The sequence below is a fragment of the Arthrobacter sp. S2(2024) genome, assembly GCF_036662515.1.
In the GTDB taxonomy this organism is placed as follows: domain Bacteria; phylum Actinomycetota; class Actinomycetes; order Actinomycetales; family Micrococcaceae; genus Arthrobacter.
The window spans coordinates 191,800-211,007 of record NZ_JAYKZI010000003.1 but is presented as its reverse complement, the minus strand read 5'-3'; the positions used below and the strand labels follow the sequence as shown (position 1 = coordinate 211,007).

At 64.2% G+C, this 19,208-nt stretch carries 17 protein-coding genes and 1 tRNA gene; 5 read left to right on the top strand and 13 right to left on the bottom strand.

Annotation, left to right across the window (positions count from 1 at the left end; all coding sequences use genetic code 11):
• Positions 1-117 precede the first annotated feature (117 nt).
• The 5 genes from dop to VLA65_RS07485 form a co-directional block, all read right to left on the bottom strand.
• A complete protein-coding gene (gene dop, locus VLA65_RS07505) occupies positions 118-1,734 on the bottom strand; it encodes a depupylase/deamidase Dop (RefSeq protein WP_332602337.1) in 1,617 nt (538 codons plus the stop codon).
• A 50-nt stretch (positions 1,735-1,784) separates the two neighbouring features.
• A complete protein-coding gene (gene arc / locus VLA65_RS07500; protein WP_084784542.1) occupies positions 1,785-3,599 on the bottom strand; it encodes a proteasome ATPase in 1,815 nt (604 codons plus the stop codon).
• Positions 3,600-3,700: 101 nt separating this feature from the next.
• Positions 3,701-4,753 (bottom strand): tRNA (adenine-N1)-methyltransferase, encoded by a 1,053-nt coding sequence (locus tag VLA65_RS07495; RefSeq protein WP_332602146.1) that lies wholly within the window; start codon positions 4,751-4,753, stop codon positions 3,701-3,703.
• Between the two features lie 118 nt (positions 4,754-4,871).
• On the bottom strand, positions 4,872-6,041 hold the full coding sequence (locus VLA65_RS07490; RefSeq protein WP_332602145.1) for a site-2 protease family protein: 1,170 nt from the start codon (positions 6,039-6,041) through the stop codon (positions 4,872-4,874).
• A complete protein-coding gene (locus VLA65_RS07485) occupies positions 6,042-6,785 on the bottom strand; it encodes an HAD family hydrolase (protein ID WP_332602144.1) in 744 nt (247 codons plus the stop codon).
• A gap of 119 nt (positions 6,786-6,904) precedes the next feature.
• Here VLA65_RS07485 and VLA65_RS07480 point away from each other — a divergent pair, with 119 nt between their 5' ends.
• Positions 6,905-7,810, top strand: coding sequence for a PAC2 family protein (locus tag VLA65_RS07480; protein WP_284755619.1), 906 nt, complete (start codon positions 6,905-6,907; stop codon positions 7,808-7,810).
• A 66-nt stretch (positions 7,811-7,876) separates the two neighbouring features.
• On the opposite strand, the gene mshC is transcribed toward VLA65_RS07480, so the two are convergent.
• Both mshC and VLA65_RS07470 read right to left on the bottom strand, forming a co-directional pair.
• A complete protein-coding gene (gene mshC / locus VLA65_RS07475) occupies positions 7,877-9,160 on the bottom strand; it encodes a cysteine--1-D-myo-inosityl 2-amino-2-deoxy-alpha-D-glucopyranoside ligase (protein WP_332602143.1) in 1,284 nt (427 codons plus the stop codon).
• Positions 9,161-9,176: 16 nt separating this feature from the next.
• Positions 9,177-10,010, bottom strand: a complete 834-nt coding sequence (locus tag VLA65_RS07470) for an undecaprenyl-diphosphate phosphatase (protein WP_332602142.1) — start codon at positions 10,008-10,010, stop codon at positions 9,177-9,179.
• A 52-nt stretch (positions 10,011-10,062) separates the two neighbouring features.
• Here VLA65_RS07470 and VLA65_RS07465 point away from each other — a divergent pair, with 52 nt between their 5' ends.
• Positions 10,063-10,995 (top strand): aldo/keto reductase, encoded by a 933-nt coding sequence (locus VLA65_RS07465; RefSeq protein WP_332602141.1) that lies wholly within the window; start codon positions 10,063-10,065, stop codon positions 10,993-10,995.
• Positions 10,996-11,027: 32 nt separating this feature from the next.
• Here VLA65_RS07465 and VLA65_RS07460 read toward each other — a convergent pair whose 3' ends face one another.
• Positions 11,028-11,300, bottom strand: coding sequence for a hypothetical protein (locus VLA65_RS07460; RefSeq protein ID WP_059389240.1), 273 nt, complete (start codon positions 11,298-11,300; stop codon positions 11,028-11,030).
• Positions 11,301-11,339: 39 nt separating this feature from the next.
• Between VLA65_RS07460 and VLA65_RS07455 the strand changes: the two genes are divergently transcribed.
• The gene (locus VLA65_RS07455; RefSeq protein ID WP_059389241.1) at positions 11,340-11,573 is read left to right on the top strand and encodes a DUF5703 family protein; all 234 of its coding nucleotides are present in this window, start codon (positions 11,340-11,342) and stop codon (positions 11,571-11,573) included.
• A gap of 47 nt (positions 11,574-11,620) precedes the next feature.
• Here the strand turns inward: VLA65_RS07455 and VLA65_RS07450 are convergent, their stop codons facing one another.
• Positions 11,621-12,781, bottom strand: coding sequence for an acyl-CoA dehydrogenase family protein (locus tag VLA65_RS07450; protein ID WP_332602140.1), 1,161 nt, complete (start codon positions 12,779-12,781; stop codon positions 11,621-11,623).
• Between the two features lie 10 nt (positions 12,782-12,791).
• Positions 12,792-14,096: a M20/M25/M40 family metallo-hydrolase gene (locus VLA65_RS07445; RefSeq protein WP_332602139.1), complete on the bottom strand. Its 1,305-nt coding sequence runs from the start codon at positions 14,094-14,096 to the stop codon at positions 12,792-12,794.
• Between the two features lie 277 nt (positions 14,097-14,373).
• Here VLA65_RS07445 and VLA65_RS07440 point away from each other — a divergent pair.
• Positions 14,374-14,456 (top strand) — tRNA-Leu (locus VLA65_RS07440).
• A 295-nt stretch (positions 14,457-14,751) separates the two neighbouring features.
• On the opposite strand, the gene VLA65_RS07435 is transcribed toward VLA65_RS07440, so the two are convergent.
• Genes VLA65_RS07435 through VLA65_RS07425 form a run of 3 tightly spaced genes read right to left on the bottom strand, consistent with a single transcriptional unit; the run spans position 14,752 to position 18,388 of the window.
• On the bottom strand, positions 14,752-15,663 hold the full coding sequence (locus tag VLA65_RS07435; RefSeq protein WP_284988182.1) for a MaoC family dehydratase: 912 nt from the start codon (positions 15,661-15,663) through the stop codon (positions 14,752-14,754).
• On the bottom strand, positions 15,660-17,012 hold the full coding sequence (locus tag VLA65_RS07430) for a 3-oxoacyl-ACP reductase (RefSeq protein ID WP_332602138.1): 1,353 nt from the start codon (positions 17,010-17,012) through the stop codon (positions 15,660-15,662). Before VLA65_RS07430 ends, VLA65_RS07435 begins: the two co-directional genes overlap by 4 nt.
• Before the next feature lie 5 nt (positions 17,013-17,017).
• Positions 17,018-18,388, bottom strand: a complete 1,371-nt coding sequence (locus tag VLA65_RS07425) for an acetyl-CoA C-acetyltransferase (protein WP_332602137.1) — start codon at positions 18,386-18,388, stop codon at positions 17,018-17,020.
• Between VLA65_RS07425 and VLA65_RS07420 the strand changes: the two genes are divergently transcribed.
• Positions 18,387-19,178 carry a TetR/AcrR family transcriptional regulator gene (locus VLA65_RS07420; protein ID WP_306959669.1) on the top strand — a complete coding sequence of 264 codons (792 nt, stop codon included), beginning with the start codon at positions 18,387-18,389 and terminating at the stop codon, positions 19,176-19,178. The genes VLA65_RS07425 and VLA65_RS07420 overlap by 2 nt on opposite strands.
• The last annotated feature ends 30 nt before the right edge of the window (positions 19,179-19,208 follow it).

Here is a 19,208-nt window from a genome sequence, read left to right as displayed (position 1 = left end):
TCTCCATTCTGTCCATCCCCGGCAACGGGGACTTCCTGTAATGCCATACTGCCACGGGGCGGGCCGCCACGCTGCGGTTTTAAGGGCCCGTTTGACGCCCTTTAGCCGGCTGCTTGTTCAGGCAGGCGGGGCCGGGTCCAGGCCGAGCAATTCGCGGAGGAATGCGCCCGCCGTGTCGTGTTTCCGAAACAGTTGTCCGGTGAGTGCTTCCGTGCCGCGGAGGGGTTCCCGGGTGGGCACGCGCTGCAGTTTTCCAATGCCGGGAACGTCGAAGATGACCGAATCCCAACTGGCACCGACCACGTCCTTGCCGAAGCTGGAAACACACTTCCCGCGGAAAAACGCGCGCGTGTCCGGCGGCGGTTCGACTACAGCGCGGCTGATGGCGGCTTCGTCCACGATTGTCTGCATGCGGTCGCGGGAAAGCATCCGGTAATAGAGGCCCTTTTCCGGCCTCACGTCGGACCATTGCAAATCGACGAGGCCCAGGCGGGCATCGTTCCATTCCAGGCCGTCACGGTTCCGATAACCATCCAGCAAGGACATTTTGGCGAGCCATTCGACCGATGACGCGGCACCGGCGGGGTTGGTCCCCAAGAGCCCCAGCGTCGACTCCCACCGTTCCAGGACATCCCGGGTGTGGCCGTCTCCGCTGAAGGAATCAGAAACCCCGGTTTCCTGTCCAAGTTTGGCCGCTGCCTCGTAGTACATCCACTGGATATCGAGCGCTGTGACGCGCCGTCCGTCAAGAAGCCTGACCGTGGCAGTCAGGGAGGTGTCGTGGCTGATTGCCTGGAGGCCGGCCACCGGCTCATGCACCTCGATCTTCGGAGCCTGGCCGGCTTCGATGAGGCTCATGACCAAAGCCGTGGTGCCGAACTTCAAGTAGTTCGACACCTGGCTCAGGTTGGCGTCGCCGATGATGACATGCAGGCGCCGGTATTTGTCCGCCGTCGCGTGCGGTTCATCCCGGGTATTGATGATCGGGCGCCTGATGGTGGTTTCCAGTCCCACCTCGGCCTCAAAGAAATCCGCTCGCTGACTGATCTGGAATCCGGCGGTTGAACCGTCCTGGCCCTTGCCGAGCCGTCCGGCACCACAGATGACCTGGCGCGTGACGAAGAAAGGCGTCAGGCCGCGGACGATGTCCCCGAAAGGTACCGACCGTGGCATGAGGTAGTTTTCGTGGGAACCGTAGGACACAGATTTGTTGTCGGTGTTGTTCTTGTACAGGTTGATGGCCGGCAGATCCGGATCCGCGGCGACTTTCCGAACCGTGGCCAGGGCGACGAGGTCGCCGGCCGCGTCCCACGCGACGATGTCCCGGGGATTCGTGACCTCCGGACTCGAATATTCCGGATGGGCATGGTCCACGTACAGGCGCGCCCCGTTGCCGAGGACCATGTTCATCAGCAACGAGCCTGACTCGTCGCCGCCGTCGGCTTCGAGCTCCTGGCGCCCGTACGCCAAGGCGACTGCCTCGGCGTCGAGCACGGGGGGCCTGTCCGTCAGCTGGCTGGGGTCGGCGGCACTGCGCTCCACCGTCCAACCGCGTGCGTCATGCAGGGGCTCTTCGTCCGTATAGTCCCAGCGGGTCTCGGCCCCGCCGGCCGCCCGCTGTCGCGTGAGGTTGGCGTAGGCCTGGATGATCCGCGCGGACATCATCGTGGCGTTCGCCCCCGGAGCGGAGGGCGCATGGATACCGTATTCAGTTTCCGAACCCATGACCCGCATGGCCCCGCCCACGGGAAGCTTGTCCGAAGGCAGGCCTTCCGGCCGGGCCGTCACAGGTACTGGCCGGTGTTGGGAGTCGTTTCGATCGACTTCCCGGGCTCCTGGCCGGCCTTGCCCTGGACGATGGTGCGGATGTAGGTGATGCGTTCGCCCTTCTTGCCCGAGATGCGTGCCCAGTCGTCCGGGTTGGTGGTGTTGGGCATGTCCTCGTGTTCGCGGAATTCGTCGACGACGGCGCGCAGGAAGTGGTCGATCCGCAGGCCTTTCTGCTGGGTTAGCAGGAGGTCCTTGATGGCGTACTTCTTGGCCCGGTCCACGACGTTCTGGACAACCGCGCCGGAGTTGAAGTCCTTGAAATAGAGCATCTCGGTATCGCCGTTGGCGTAGGTGACTTCGAGATACTCGTTGGACTTCTCCGTCGAATACATGGCTTCAACGGTGCGCTGGATAATGGCGTCGACCGTGGCCTGGACGTCGCCGCCGTGCTCTGCCAGATCCGTCGCGTGGAATGGAAGGTCGGTGGTGATGTACTTGGCGAAAATGTCGGCGGCCGCCTCGGCGTCGGGCCGCTGGATCTTGACCTTCACGTCAAGCCGCCCTGGACGAAGAATAGCCGGATCGATCATGTCTTCACGGTTCGAGGCACCGATCACGATGACGTTGTCCAGGCGTTCGACGCCGTCGATCTCGCTCAGGAGCTGCGGGACGATGGTTGTTTCGACGTCGGAGGACACCCCGGTGCCGCGGGTGCGGAACAGCGAGTCCATTTCGTCGAAGAACACCACCACGGGGCTGCCATCGGAGGCCTTCTCCCGGGCACGCGCAAAGATCAGGCGGATGTGCCGCTCTGTTTCACCGACGTATTTGTCAAGGAGTTCAGGCCCCTTGATGTTCAGGAAATAGCTCTTCAGATCTACGTTGCCAGCCCGTTCGGAGGCGCGGGCGGCGAGCGAGTTGGCAACGGCCTTCGCGATCAGCGTCTTGCCGCAACCCGGAGGGCCGTAAAGCAGGATGCCCTTGGGGGCTTTGAGACCGTGTTCGCGGTACAGGTCCGGGTGCAGGAACGGCAGTTCCACCGCGTCGCGGATCTGTTCGATTTGCGGGCCCAGGCCGCCGATGTCCTCGTACGTAATATCCGGGACTTCCTCGAGGACCAGGTTTTCGACCTCTGCCCGGGGTACCTTCTCCAGTGCGTAGCCCGTGCGGGAATCGAGCGACAAAGCATCGCCGACGCGCAGGTGCACCTTCTGCAATGCGCCTGAGAGCCTGACTACCCGCTCTTCATCGGCCCTGCCCACGACGAGGGCGCGGTCCGTGCCCAGCATTTCCTTGAGCGTGACGAGTTCGCCTGCCCGTTCGTAGCCCAGGCCTGTCACCACGAGGAGGGCCTCATTGAGGAGGACTTCCTGCCCAACGGCCAGCTGGTTGATGTTCACGAGCGGGCTGACGCCCACGCGCATCTTGCGGCCGGCATTGAAGATGTCGACCGATTCCTCGGTGGCCGCCTGGCCGGTGCTGCCTGCAGTCGGCTGGCGCCTTGGATTGATCTGCAGGATGGTCCCGAAGCTGTACGGTGGTTGACCGTCCTGCTCGAGGGCGCCTTTGAGTCGCAGTATTTCGGCCTTAGCCGTCTCCAGCATGGTCACGAGCTTGGTGTTGTTCTGGGTGGCGGCGGCAAGCTGACGGTCGATATGGCGCAGTTTGTCTCGAAGGATGTTTATCTGGCGTTCCGCGACAGTGAGTTCCGCGGAGTCGTCCACCGGTTGGATTGCTCCACCCCCGTGTCCCGCTTTTCCTTCAGTCACAGCCTTGTTCGATGGCTCCTCCGGCGTTGTTCGCCCGAAGTCATTGTTCGACGTATCCACGAAGCATCAGCTCCTTCCCGCTTTCTATAAATAGACCTTAGCCCTCAAAAGCGTTGGGTAACCTGTGACATCCGGAATGCGGACCAGTTTGTGATCTTTCCCTAGGGAGCGGGTGTGGGGTCGTCCTTGACGTTGGTGCCGGCAATCGCATCCCGCGCGGCCCGACGCAGTTTCTTGTCGGAAACCGCACGCTCTCCTACCGCCCCCGGAGTCCAGGCATTCAGGTCCTCTTCGCTGAACTCGGTCTTGGACGGTCGCCGTTTGACGGAGATCCCGGTCACGCCGTCGGCGAGGCGACGCGTCACCAAAAGGAAGCCCGTGTGGGCCACCATGCGGTGGTCGGGACGGACAGCGAGGCCCTCAAGGTGCCAGCCGCGCACCATGGACTCCCAGGCGTCCGGTTCCGTGAAACGGCCGTCGGCGCGGATCGCTTCAGCGGTACGGGAGAGCTGGGTCACGGTGGCCACGTAGTTGATCCACACGCCGCCCGGGGCCAAAACGGTGGCTACGGCGTCGAGGCATTCCCACGGAGCGAGCATGTCCAGCACCACGCGGTCCACGGATCCGGGCCCTTCGGAGCGGACGACTTCCTCCTGGAAGTCGCCAAGAGAGATCTTCCAGGCCGGGTGCGGACCGCCGAAAATGGTTTCCACGTTGCCGCGGGCAATGTCGGCGAATTCTTCGCGACGCTCGAAGGAGTGGAGGTACCCGTTGTCGCCGACTGCTCGAAGCAGGGAGATCGAAAGGGCGCCGGAACCAACGCCGGCCTCCACAACGCGGGCCCCCGGGAAGATATCGGCCATGGTGACGATCTGGCCGGCATCCTTGGGGTACACCACTGCGGCACCGCGGGGCATGGACAACACGAAGTCCGAGAGCAAGGGACGGAGGGTCTGGTACTGCTGGCCGATGTTGTTGGCCACCACTGAACCGTCAACCTGGCCGATGATTTCGTCGTGGTTCAGGAAGCCGCGGTGCGTATGGAAAGCGCCGCCTTCCTCCAGGGTGATGGTGTTCATCCGGCCGCGTTCGTCCGTGAGTTGAACCCGTTCGCCCACACGGAAGGGCCCTCGGCGCCGGGCCGCACCAGTCGGCTGAATGGCGGTGTCGGCGGCGCCACTGGCCGTGTAGTTGGCGGCGGTTTCGCTGCTCATGGGTGTTTCCTCGCTCCTGTACGGCTGGGCCGTCATTTGTTGCCGCAGTTACTGCTTAGTGATGCACACTGCCGGCCGGGTTATTTCACGACCGGCAGGTAACTCTACCGGGAAGGTCCTACGGGCGTCCGCTCCGTCGGGCTACTTTACCTGTAATGGCCGTCACTACCGCCTGCTGACGCAGCAGGCCCATGACCGTGCCGCGTTCGTCCACGACCGCGTATTCAGCGCCGCTGAGCTGCGCCAAATACTGGATCAGTTCCTGGCCGCTGGACGTCCAGGGCACGTAGGCACCGTCGGCGAGCGGGGTGGAAACCGCGGTCACGAAGGTCGTGGATACCTCGGAGGGCGGCACGGCTGCGGCGGCATGCGGATCGACGAGGCCCTGTGGCCGGCCATCCGGTCCGCAGATCACGACGGCGGGCGTGCCGTACGGTGCCACGCGCAGGACTTCGGCGACCGTGGCCGAGTTCGGAATTCCGACGGCGGGTTCAGCCAAGGCGGCGGCACTCACCGAGGGGAGGCGTCCACGGAGCGTCGCTTGCTTGATCGCGCCCGAGGCGCCCATCCAAAGGAAGCTGCAGACAAGGACGGTGATGAGCGTGTAGCTGAGATCCGGGGTATTTCCGCTCAGCAAGGGCAGCACGATAAACCACACGATCAAGACGATCACGATCACCCGCCCCGCCCAGCCAGCCGCCACCGTTCCCTTTTCCTGGCTACCCGTGGCTTTCCATACCGCGGACTCCACCAGGCGACCTCCGTCAAGGGGAAGACCCGGGAGCACATTGAAGATGCCGATGAGCACATTGGCGGCCATGAGGATGTTCGTCAGCGTGTCCGCTACCCCAGTGAAGTCATTTGCCGCTCGCAGCAGCCATGTGGCCCCCGCAAGGACAAAGTTCGCGGCGGGCCCCGCCAAGGCGACAACCACCGAACGGCCCGGGGACGCGATGAAGCTTTCGAATTGCGTGTGCCCGCCCCAGAGATTCAACACGATCTTCTCGGTGGGCCAGTTGAAGGCCTTGGCGCTCAAGGCATGGGCGAGTTCGTGGACAAGGACCGAGAACGCAAGGAGCAGCGCGTAAGCAAAGGCAACGAAGTACGCGGCGATACCCAACGTGTGGTCTCGGATGAGCAGCGCCGGGCCGAAGACGATCACCGTGAACGCGGCGATGATGAACCAGGAGTACGCAAGGTACACGGGGATTCCCGCGATGCGGCCGAGCGGAATCCCGTCCTTCCTGCTGCTGCGTGTGCTGTGGCCACCGTTCCGGGGAGTGCTCACTTAGTTTGCCTGTCCAAGGAAAGCCGCAGCGGGCATGGTGGCGGAAGCGCGGGCGGCGACAAGCGCCTCAAGGTCGGAGACCTTCCGTCCCTGCAGGGTGTCCCAGGTTGCCCGGCGGGCATCCTCGGGCAAAGCCATTTGGTGCGGAATTCCCACCGTGACCACCCCGGAGGCGATCGCGGACGCAACGCCCGGCACGGAATCCTCGAGGGCGACGCAGTGATCCACGGTCAGCGCAGGATCCGTGTCCTGGAGCCGCTCGACGGCGGCGAGGTAAGCCTCGGGGTGGGGTTTTCCTCGGCTGACGGTGTCCCCCGTGATGAGGAACTCGAAGTAGGGCTTGGGGAGGTTGGCGACGACTTCCCGCGCCATCGGGCCTTCGGACATCGTCACGAGAGCGCACCGGACGCCCGATTGATACAGTTCGTCCAGCAGCTCCTTGGCACCGGGCCGCCACGGCACCTCGACGCGGAGGCGGTCGATGACCTGGGCGCTCAAGGAGTCAACGATCTCCCGCTTCTCCAGGTTCACTCCAGCCTTTTGGAGAATGCCGGCCGAGTGCATGAGCGATTGCCCTACGAGCTGCATGGCTTGTTCATGGCTCCAGGCGCCTCCGTAGGACTCCACGAGGGTGCGCTCTGCGGCAATCCAATACGGCTCGGTGTCCACCAGGGTGCCATCCATGTCCCATAGCGCGGCTTTGAGCTCGGCTTTTACAAAGGGCTGGGTGGCTGAAGCAAGCATGCCTAAAGTCTACGTGGAAGGAGGCAGGGCGATTGCCGCTCTACGCCCGGGGCGAAGTATGGCCACGCCGGTCCCCGCACGCCATGCATCGGTGGCGGTGTTGGACGTAGGGTGAGTGAATGAACAGTTTGGACGGAGCCCCTGACGGACAGGCCACTTCACCGGAGCCTGAGCGCCTTCTCCAGCCTGTAGCCGAAGGTCAGCGCATCACCGTGATGCTCGCGGCTTTCGAAGGTTGGAACGACGCCGGTGAGGCGGCCAGCGATTCCCTGCACTACTTGAACAAGTTGTGGCAAGGAAAGAAAGTGGCATCCGTTGATGCCGACGACTATTACGACTTCCAGTTCACCAGGCCGACTGTGCGACGCACGGCCGCCGGGACGCGCAAAGTGAAGTGGCCTTCCACGCGCTTGTACAAGGCCAGCGTCCCGGACAGCAACGTCGATGTGGTGTTCGTGCTCGGCACCGAGCCGTCCTACCGCTGGCGTGCCTACACGGCCGAGCTTCTGGTCCACGCTGAAACGCTCAAGGTCGACTATGTGGTGTTGATCGGCGCCCTTCTGGCCGATGTCCCGCACAGCCGCCCAATCCCCGTGAGCACCACCTCGGACGACAGCGGATTGCGGCAGCGGTTGAACCTGGAGGCTTCGCAGTACGAGGGTCCGGTAGGCATTGTGGGCGTGCTGGCGGAATTCGCGCTGCTCGCGGGCTTGCCCACGGTGTCGCTGTGGGCGGCCGTGCCGCACTATGTCGCCCAACCGCCCTCCCCCAAGGCGCAACTGGCCATCTTGAACAGGATCGAGGACCTGCTCCAGGTGCCGCTGGACACCCACGCCCTCAACGAGGAATCCGAGGCCTGGGAGCGGGGCGTGGACGAACTGGCCACCGAAGACCCCGAAATCGCCGCCTACGTGCGGCAGCTCGAGGAGGCCAAGGACACGGCCGACCTGCCGGAGGCCAGTGGCGAATCCATCGCCCGCGAGTTCGAGCGCTATCTCAAACGCAGGGGCAAGGACAAGCCCTAACCCAACGCGGGGTCACTTACGGCCCGTCCAAGGGGACATTATGGGCCGTAAGTGACCCCGCGTTGCTTAAAGCTCGACGCCGAGCAATCCGTTGATCGCGTCGCTCACCAGGGCGGAATCCAGTGCACTCGGATTAGCGGTGGACGGATTACTGAGAGCCGCCGCGGCCCAGGCATCGACGGCGGCGACCGCGCCGGGAGCATTCAGGTCGTTGGCCAGCTCGGCACGCATCCGCGTCAGCAATTCCGCCGCTGTTCCCTCGGGAGCGATGTCCCGGGCGGCCCGCCACGTGTTGAGGCGTTCCTTGGCCTGGGCGAAGCCTTCATCGGTCCAGGACCAATCCGAGCGGTAGTGGTTGGCCAGGATCGCCAGGCGGATTGCGGCGGGCTCTTCGCCTGCTGCACGGAGCTTGGACACCAGCACCAGGTTGCCCTTGGACTTGCTCATCTTTTCACCGTCCAGGCCCACCATTCCAGCATGGGCGTAGTGGCGTGCCAGGGGAATGCCGCTTAGCGAATACGCGTGTCCGGCGCCCATTTCGTGGTGCGGGAAAACGAGGTCAGATCCGCCGCCCTGCACGGTGAACGGTTCCGGCAGGTACTTCTGCGCGATGACCGTACATTCAATGTGCCAGCCGGGACGTCCGTCACCGAGGCTTGCGCCCGGCCAGCTCGGCTCGCCGTCGCGGGCAACGCGCCATAGCACGGGATCAAGGGGATTCCGCTTGCCGGAGCGGCCGGGATCGCCGCCGCGCTCGGCGAAAAGCTCGAGCATTTCCACTTCGCCGAGCCCCGAAATGTCCCCGAGGGTCCACGCGTCCGGGCTATCCGACGCCTTGCCGGCTGCCTCGACGTCGTAGTAGACGTCGCCGTCGGGTTCGCCACCCGTGCCGTGCACACGGTAGGCGAGCTCGTCCGCGATCAATTTCTCGATAGCCGGAACGATCATCGGGATCGCTTCGACGGCTCCGATGTAGTAATTCGGGGCCAGCACATTGAGGGCGTCCATGTCGGTCTGGAAAAGCTCAATCTGGCTCGCCGCCAACTCCCGCCAGTCAACGCCGGTGGCGGTGGCCCGCTCCAGGAGCGGATCGTCGACGTCGGTGACGTTCTGGACGTACGCAACGCGCTGGCCGCTGTCCCGCCATGCCCGGTTGAGCAGGTCGAAGGCGACGTAGCTGGCGGCGTGGCCCATGTGGGTGGCGTCGTACGGCGTGATGCCGCAGACGTACATGGATTGCTCCGCACGTGGCTCGACCTCCACGAGGGACCCGAGGGCGGTGTCGAACAGCCTCAACGGGGGCATGCTGCCGGGTAGTTCAGGCACAGGGCGGGAGATCCACGATTTCACAGCCTCAACCATAGTGCTAGGCGCTGATGACATTGAAACCGAGCAATACATAGAGGGCTAGTCCCAGGAGAATGCGGTACCACACAAAGGCACGGTAGCTGTGGGTGGAAATGAATTTCAGGAACCAGCCAATGATGATGAAGCCCACCACGAAGGCGATGACGGTGGCCAAGGCTGTTTCCGGAAGGCCGAAGGGTCCGGTGATTCCTTCCTTCGAGACCACCTTGTACAGCTGGTACAGGCCGCTGCCGAAGACAGCGGGTATGGCAAGCAGGAACGAATACCGTGCGGCGGCTTCACGCGTGTACCCCATCAAGAGGCCGGCCGTAATGGTTCCGCCGGAGCGGGAGACGCCCGGAATGAGAGCCATGGCCTGGGCCAGCCCGTAAAGGATGCCGTGCTTGACGGTCAATTGGCTCAGCTCGCGTTCCTGCTTGCCCAGGGCGTCGGCCACCGCGAGGATCATGCCAAAGACGATGAGCATCGTGGCGACGATCCACAGGCTGCGCAGGACGGATTCGATCTGGTCCTGGAAGAGCAGGCCGAGCACGATGATAGGCACGCTGCCGAGGATGACCAACCAGCCCATCCGCGCGTCGGGATCGTCCCTGGAAACCTTGCCCCGCAGCGATCCGAGCCAGGCGCCGACAATCCTGACGATGTCGCGCCAAAAGAAAACGATGACGGCCGTCTCGGTGCCTAGCTGGGTAATGGCCGTGAAAGCAGCTCCGGGATCCGCCGCATTGGGCAGGAACGAGCCGACAATTCGCAGGTGTGCGCTTGAAGAAATCGGAAGGAATTCTGTCAGGCCCTGCACGAGGCCAAGGAAGGCTGCTTCTATCCAGTTCACGTGAATAGACCCTACGTCATGATCTACCCGATCTCCCCGTAAGCTATCAGCTATGCAGCAGCGTTACGTCGGCAACAGCGGGTTTCGGGTGTCCACCCTTTCCCTGGGCACTATGTCCTGGGCGGAAGAAACGGACGAACAGGATGCACGGGAACTGCTCCATACGTTCATCGCTGCCGGCGGCACCATGATCGATACCGCCGCTTCCTACGCCGGTGGACGGGCCGAAGCCCTGATGGGTTCCATGCTGGGGGACCTTGTGGCGCGTTCGGAGGTTGTCCTCTCCACGAAAGCGGGCGTCTCGACGTCGGACGGCCGGCGCAGCGTCGATGCGTCCCGCGGATCCATGCTGTCCGCTCTCGACGCCAGCCTCGCCCGCTTGGGAACCGACTACGTGGACATCTGGTTCGCGCACGCTTGGGACGGAAACGTACCGCTCGAGGAAACCCTTTCCGCGCTGGACCTCGCGTTGCGCTCGGGCCGCGCACGGTACGTCGGCATCTCCAACTACAACGGCTGGCAGACCGCCAAGGCTGCGGCGATCGCGGGATTCACCCTGGTGGCCAACCAATCCGAATACTCGCTCCTGCACAGGAAGCCCGAAGACGAACTGGTGCCCGCCATCGAGGACGCCGGCCTCGGCCTCATGGCGTGGGGGCCCCTGGGCCGCGGAGTGCTCAGCGGCAAATACCGCGGACAGATTCCGTCCGAATCACGGGCGGCTGAAGGCCGCCTCAGCGGCTACGTCGAGAAGTACCTCGATGCGCGGGGAGCACGGATCGTCGAAGCGGCAGCCATGGCTGCGCGCGGCTTGGGACGGTCCGCCGTCGATGTTTCCCTGAGCTGGCTGCTCTCGCGCCCTGGGGTATCCACCGCCATAGTGGGCGCACGCAATGCGGTCCAGCTCAAGGAACTGCTCGATGCGCAGCTTTCGCCTCTTCCCGCCGAAATTTCGAGGGCACTGGAAGACGTTTCAGCGATCTGACTCAACTGAAACTCGGGCATTACTGATCGGGCTTACTGGTCGAGGATCTCCAGCTCGTCTTCGTCGAGGAGTTCATTGTTGTCCTCGTCGTCATCTTCTTCATCGTCGTCGAACACCTGAAGTGGTGTGACTTCCGAGTAGGCCTCGTATAGTGAGTCCTCATATACCTCAAAGGCATCTGCAACGGCGAAAAACGCTGCCTCCACAGTGGGATCTCCTTCGCCCCGGCGGGCGGAAGCGGCAATCAGGTGCTCTTCCAAGGCTGCTGTCAATGACTGAAGCGCGACACGCGGATCGATGCTCATGACTTCACGTTAGCCCGAAAAAGACGAAAATGGAGAGGGATGAGAGAACAATTTCTGAGCAGTTCAGTGGAGCGTCAGCGGGACTACGCAAGGCAGTACGAGTACCTCGTACTGACTGTCAGCCCTGACGATTCCTTGCCCGAGGCGCGGCGTCGGCTCGTGGAGCACTCCGAATACGGCAAGTGGGAACTGGAGCGGAGCATCCTCTATATCGGCGGCGGTCGCCGGTTCTGGCTGCGCCGCAGAGTACTCAACGTACAGCGCACCGTGTAAGCAGCACGGCCGTTATTTCAGGGTCCCCGCTCCAGTGTTCGAGCGTTTCAGCTTTCGAGCGGACCAAGCCACGCGTTGGCAACTGTGGTGTGCGCGGATTCCTCATTGGAGGGATGGAAGATCCCGGCCAGCACATCGCGGTACAGCCGTTCGAGTTCGGAGCCCCGGAAGTAGCTGGAGCCTCCCGAAACTCGTATCGCCACGTCCACGATGGTCCGGGCGTTCTCCGTGGCCCGCACTTTGAGCCCCACGAACTTGGGAAACCACTGCGACCCGTGATCGACCAGGGCATCCACGTCACGGGCCACCGACGCCAAATGCGGCTGGATGGAATCCATTGCCATGGCGGCGTCGGCAATCGTCCAGCGGATGTCCGGGTCCTGCGAAAAGCTTCGGCCCCCGTACTTGGCCGAGGTACGGCGCTTGACGGCCTCGACCGCCAGCGTGAATGCCCGCTCCGCGATGCCTGTGTAGACCGCGGCAAGCAGCGTTTCGAAGCACGCGAAGATCGCGAAGATCAACGGATCCTGGTTGGGTCCTACGGGCAGTTTCCGGAAGATCCGTTCCGGCGGCACCATGGCGCCGTGGAGGAGCGTGGTGTTCGATTGGCTGGCACGCATGCCCAGGGTGTCCCAGTCATTCAGTGTCTCGTGGCCGGGTGCGTCGCGTTGGATGAAGCCGAAAACCAGCTCACCACTCCCCTCCCGTGCGCCGCCATCCTTGCCGAAGATGCCGAGGCGGGTCCATGCCGGCGACAAGCTCGTGAAGATCTTCCGCCCGGTGAAGCTGTACCCGCCGTCCAGCTGCGGTTCCGCCGTGGTCCCTGAGTCGAAGAGCATGGAGTCATTTCCCGGCTCGGAAATCCCGAAGGCAAAGACCTCGCCGTGTCCGGACTCCTTCAGCACAAAGTCGAGGGAGCCGTCGCCGCGCCTCGCCAGGACGTGCGCGACGCCGGTCCAGACAAGGTGCATGTTGACGGCCAACGCCGTGGCCGGGGCAGCCGTGGCAAGCCGGCGCTGAAGCGCCGCCGCGGCTTCGAGCCCGAGCCCCAGTCCGCCGTCGGACTCCGGGACGAAGATCTTCAGGTATCCCGCCGCGGCGAGCTCCTCAAGATCCTCGTGGAAGAACGAGTTGTTCTGGTCGTACCCCGCGGCGCGGTCCCGGATGCGGCGGAGCATCTCGTCCGGCAGGATCTCTTCGGGGGTCAAGGCGTTCTCCCTAGTAGTTGCTGAGCAGGGTGTTGAGCACCCTGGATCCGAACTTGAGCGAATCGGCAGGAACGCGTTCGTCGACCCCGTGGAACATGCCAGTGAAGTCGAGTTCCTCCGGGAGCATCAACGGGGCGAATCCGTAGCCCGTGATGCCGATCTTGCTGAGCGACTTGTTGTCGGTGCCGCCGGACAAGGTGTAGGGCAGCACTTTGGCGCCGGGGTCTTCCGAGTGCAAGGCATCGATCATGGCGTCCACCAGGTTGCCGGCAAACGGCACTTCCAGGGACACGTCCTTGTTGACGTAGCTGACCTCCACGCCGTCTCCGGCGAGTTTCTTGACGGTTTCGAAGACCATCTCCTGCTGGCCGGGGAGCGTGCGGCAGTCCACCAGCGCTTCGGCCGATTCGGGGATGACGTTGTGCTTGTATCCGGAGCTCAGCAGCGTGGGGTTCGAGGTGTTTTGAAGGGTGGCTCCGACGAAGCGGGCGACGGTGCCGAGTTCCTTCAGCAGGGCCTCGGGATTGTCCGGATCGAACTCGACGCCGGTCAGTTCCGTCACGCCGTAGAGGAACTGACGGGTAGTGGGGGTCAGCTCAATCGGCCAGGGGTATTCGCCGATCCTCGTGACTGCCCCGGCCAGGCGGGTGATCGCGTTGTCGGTGTTGATTTGCGAGCCGTGCCCGGCACGGCCGTGGGCCACGAGGCGCAGCCAGGAAAGTCCCTTCTCCGCGGTCTGCAGCAGGTAGGTGCGCTGGCCCCCGATGGTGGCCGAGAACCCACCTACCTCGGAGATCGCTTCCGTTGCGCCGTCGAAGAGTTCCCTGCGATGCCCGACGGCGTAGCGCGCGCCGTGGTTGCCCCCGGCTTCCTCGTCGGCGAAGAAGGCAAAGATGATGTCGCGCTTGGGCTTGCGTCCCGTCCGGGCGAAGTCACGCATGACCGCGAGGATCATGGCGTCCATGTCCTTCATGTCCACGGCGCCGCGTCCCCAGATGAGTCCATCCTTGAGTTCGCCGCTGAAGGGATCCACGGACCACTGGTCCTTGAGCGCCGGAACCACGTCGAGGTGGCCGTGCACCACCAGGGCGCCGGCCGAGGGGTCCTCCCCGGCCATGCGCGTGACAACATTGGCCCGGCCCGGAGCCGACTCGAAGATTTCCGCGTCCAATCCAACTTCATTAATAAGCGCCGCCGTGTATTCCGCTGCGGCGCGTTCGCCAGGACCGGAATCGTCACCGAAGTTCGAGGTGTCTATGCGGATGAGTTCCTGGCAGATCCGGACTACTTCGTCCTCGGGTCGGATATCAGTCATGGAACTCTCCTTGCTGGCTGGGATGGACGTACTCCGGCGGGAAGGCAGATGGTGCGGACGCTCCCCGCGCGCTTCCCTCAGCCTACCCACCGCATGCCCGTTTGGCCGCGCGCTTTCCCGCGTTTTGGCGCGGATTGGCGAGGCCCAATTGCCGTTGACAGCGCCGTCTCGAGCTCCGGTTTTTTTATTTCCCAGAAACCGTGTTAGAGTTTTTCTCGCTGCTTCGGAGGAAAGAGAAGCGCCGAGAGGCGCAGAACGAACGCTCCGAACACCACCTGCGCGGGTGGCGGAATGGCAGACGCGCTAGCTTGAGGTGCTAGTCCTCGAAAGGGGGTGGGGGTTCAAGTCCCCCTCCGCGCACAATTGCAAGGCCTGGAATTCTGAGAATTCCAGGCCTTGTTTGTTTAACCTGAATTTGCCTTTTCGGACGCTAATGCGGCGTTCATCACATTTATTAAATTGCATTACTGGGAATTCACCACCGGTAATGAATCCGCCGTCGAGCCCGGCTCCGGGACCCGGCTCTGAATCCGGCTCCGTCAGGCGCGACGACGGCGGCCGCCCGCGTGGGTGACCGCCGTCGTCGTAGCTGTTGTTGGACCCTGGACCGTGACCCTGAAGCTTGCCCCTGAACCTGGAACCCGAAACCGGCGCCCTACAGCGCCGTCACGGATCCGCTGAAGTGCCTCCTGCCGCTTCGCGGGTTCCAGGCCACGTAGTCCGAACGCTCCCACGAGCCTGACGCGGAGTGGACCGTGCCGATTTCCAGGGCCACCCGCGCCGGAAGGAACACCGGCGCCTCGAAGTTCACGTCCCACCGGAACGCTTCCGACTTCACCGAGCCCACGTCAGCCAAGGCCCGGGACGCAAGGTACATGCCGTGCGCGATCGACCGCGGCAGGCCCAACGCCTTGGCCGAGAGCAGGCTCAAGTGGATCGGATTGAAGTCCCCGGATACGGCGGCGTACAGGCGGCCGGTATCCACTCCGAGCTGCCAGACGGCGGTTGGTGCGGGCGCCCTGAACTCCGGTGGAGCGGCGGCCGCGGCGGCCTTGTCGACTCCCGGAAGGAAGACCCCCTTGGCGAGGTACGTCGAGACGCCGCGCCAGAGCAAGGCCCCGCCGTTGCTTGACCGGACTTCGGCGACGACGTCCAGCTGGGTTCCAGCCCTGTGGCCGCGCATGTGCTCTGCCCAGGACCGGACGTCGAGCGGCTCACTGAACTGGACTGCCCGCAATTGCTCCACATGGTTCTTCAAATGGATCATCCCCAGCAAGGGAAGCGGGAAGTCGTCCCGGTTAAGCACGCTCATGGCAACCGGGAACGCAAGGGCATGGATGAAGCCCGCCGGCAGTGCGTCACTCGCTGTCTCGCCGATCAGGTGCTGGTAGGCGGTGAGGTTCGCGACGTCGGCCCGCACCCCGCGGACCTCGTGGCTCCCGTGGGGCAGCGCGGTGGCTGCCTGGAACCCCATCACCCTCCGCCGTGCCGCCGTCGCCGCCGCGTTCACATACAGCTTAGAGAGGGACGGCAGTTCCCCCAGGATGAGCGGTTGTTCCGTAGTCATGCACCCACCAGGTTCTGTCCACAGACCCTGAGCACTTCTCCCGTGATTCCACCGGCCTCGTCCGATGCCAGGAACGCGATTGCCTCTGCCACGTCGCCGGGCAGGCCTCCCTGCTGCAGCGAATTAAGCCTGCGGGCTACTTCCCGGGTGGCGAAGGGGATCCGGGCGGTCATTTCTGTCTCTATGAAGCCGGGCGCGACGGCGTTGATGGAACTGCCGCGTTCAGCCAGCAAGGGTGCCGTGGCCCTCACCATGCCGAGCACTCCCCCTTTGGATGCGGCGTAGTTTGTCTGACCGCGGTTGCCCGCGATGCCGCTCGTGGAGGCCACGGATACGATCCGCGGGGTTTTGTGGAGCTGGTCCGCACCAAGGAGTGCCTCGTTGATTCTCAACTGCGAGGCGATGTTCACGCCGATGACGGAATTCCAGCGGCCCTCATCCATGTTGGCCAGGAGCTTGTCCCGGGTAATACCCGCGTTGTGGATGACGATGTCCAGCGCGCCATGGCGTTCCACGGCGTGGTCGATGATCCGCCTCCCGGCGTCCCCGGCCGTGATGTCCAATTGCAGGGCAGTGCCATGAACCTCGTTGGCGACGGCGGCGAGGTGGTCACCCGCCGCGGGAATATCCACCACCACGAGCCGGGCGCCGTCCCGGTGCAGCGTCCGTGCGATCGCCGCGCCGATCCCACGGGCGGCTCCCGTCACGACGGCGACCTTCCCGGCCAAGGGCTTGTCGGGGTCGGCGGAAAGTTGGCCGGCGCCTGAGGTGACGGTCAGGAACTGACCATCCACGAACGCGGACCGGCCGGACAGGAAGAAGCGCAGCGCGCCGAGCGTGCTCGGGCTCGTGGTGCCGGCACCGTCCCCGAGGAGAATGCCGTTGGCCGTGGCACCCGCCCGGAGTTCCTTGGCGAGCGAACGCAGCAGCCCGTCGACGCCTTGACGGCCGGCGGCAACAGCCGGGGTGGCAGCGGACGCGGAGGTGCGGGAGATCGTGACCACCCGCGCGCCGGGGGCCAAATCGCGGAGCGACGGAGCCGCAGTGAGAACCGGTCCGGCAAGCTCTTCCGGATGCTCGACGGCGTCAAGCACCAGGACGATCGCACCCAGCTTTTCCTTGGGCAAGGCGGAACGCCGAACGTCGAGGCCCCAGCCCGCCAGGGCGGCAGCCAAGTCGTCGGAGCCGGCGGTTCTGCCGTTGCCGCTCCCGAGTACCAGGACCGGACCCGGAACCAGCGGCTCTCCCTCTTTGTACCTCCGGAGCACGGCAGGTTGGGGCAGTCCGAGCTTTTTGGCCAGGTCCTTGCCGATCCCGTGGCTGACAAACTGCGTGTATTTGTCCGTCATGCCGGTTACCGACCTTCCGGAGCGGAGTAGGCCTCGAGGATCGCGACGACGCCCTGCCCTCCGGCAGCGCAGATGGAAATGAGTCCGCGCGCAGGGCGGCCGTCAACCGGGCCGTTGTCGTGGAGCATCTTCGCCAGCGAAGCCACGATGCGTCCTCCAGTGGCGGCAAAAGGATGTCCGGCGGCGAGGGACGAGCCATTGACGTTGAGCTTGGCGCGGTCGATCTTGCCGAACGCACCGTCCAGTCCCAGCCTGGTTCGGCCGAATTCCTCGTCTTCCCATGCGGCGAGCGTGCTCAGGACGGTGCCCGCGAAGGCTTCGTGGATTTCGAAGAAGTCGATGTCTTCGAAGGACAGCCCGTTGCGTGCGAGGAGTCGCGGTACCGCAAAGGCCGGGGCCATGAGGAGTCCGTCCTTGCCGTGGACGAAATCGACGGCGGCCGCCTCTCCGTCAACGACGACGGCCAGCTTGGGCAGGCCACGGGCGTCAGCCCAGTCCTCAGTGCCGAGGAGCACCGTGGAGGCGCCGTCCGTGAGCGGAGTCGAGTTGCCGGCCGTCATGGTGGCCTCCGCGCCAAGGCTCTTGCCGAAGACGGGCTTGAGGGTGGCCAACTTCTCCATGGACGTATCGGGCCGGAGGTTCGAATCACGGCTCAGCCCGCGGTATGGAGTGACGAGGTCATCGAAGAAGCCACGATCGTAGGCCGCGGCGAGGTTGTGGTGGCTGTTGAACGCGATCTCGTCCTGGGCTTCGCGGCTGATCTTCCATTGGGCCGTGGTCAGCGCCTGGTGTTCTCCCATCGAGAGGCCGGTACGCGGTTCCCCTGTGTTTGGAGCATCCGGGGCGAGGTCCTTGGGACGCAGCCGCGAGAGGACCTTGAGCCGATCGGGCAGGGACTTGGCGCGATTGAGGTCGAGCAGGACCTCGCGGAGGCCCTCGCTGACGGCAATCGGGGCATCGGAGGCAGAGTCGACGCCGCCGGCGATGGCCGAGTCGATCTGGCCAAGCTTGATCTTGTTGGCGAGGCCCAGGACGGTTTCAAGGCCGGTGGCGCACGCCTGCTGGAGATCGTAGGCGGGTGTCTCCGGCGAAAGGGCCGAGCCAAGCACCGCTCCGCGTGTCAGGTTGAAGTCGCGGGAGTGCTTCAGGACAGCTCCGGCTGCGACTTCACCGATCCGTTCCTCCTGAAGGCCGAAGCGTGCGATCAGCCCGTCCAGTGCAGCCGTCAGCATGTCCTGGTTCGAGGATTTGGTGTAGGCGCCCCCGGTACGGGCAAAGGGGATCCTGTTCCCGCCAACCACCACTGCCTTGCGGACTGTACCCGGGGCTACCGGGGATTCGTGTGGCGCGCTCGCGGAATGTGCTGCTGCAGGCATGCGTTGCTCCTTAGATCACATCGGGTTACTGATACCCAGCGTACCTGATACGCTGAGTATCGTGAACATCCCCAGCCCAGGACTTCCCGCCGACCGCGACGCCGTGACCCCGCCCCCCGCGGACAGCGAGGCTCCCGCCGTCGACGGCCGTGCCGCCCGCTGGCAGGTCCACCGCGAAGAACGCCGGCGGGAACTCATCAAGGCCGCCCGCAAAGCCGTCCATGCACTGGGCAGCGACGCCTCCATGGAGGACATCGCGACCGCGGCCAGCACCTCCAAGTCGGTGTACTACCGCTATTTCGGGGACAAAGCCGGCTTGCAGCAAGCCATGGGCGAAGTAGTCCTCGGACAAATGCAACGACGAATGAAGGAAGCGGCAGAAAGCGCTCAAACTCCCCGCGAAGGCCTGTTCGCCATGGTTTCCGCGTACCTGCAGATGGCGGAGTCCAGCCCCGCCGTCTACGCGTTCATCACGCGGCTCTCGCAAGGGGAACCATCGGCGCAAGACGCCATCGCAGCTTCGGGAGCCCTTGGCCACTTCTTCGAATCAATCAGCGCCATGATCGCCAGGCCCATGCGGGAACACCTGGGGGCGGAAAAGGAAGCGTTGATCGACTACTGGCCCACCGCCGCCATCGGGCTTGTCCGCAATGCCGGCGAGAGGTGGCTCGGCAGTCCCGCCTCCCCCGCTAAGCCCGACCAGGAAACCATGGCGGCCCGGATCACCGATTGGCTGTGCGTGGGAATCGCCCCGGAACTCAAGATCAACTCCCCTGAATATCAGCAATGACTCCACGTTGTTCGGAACCAAAGAAGGAAT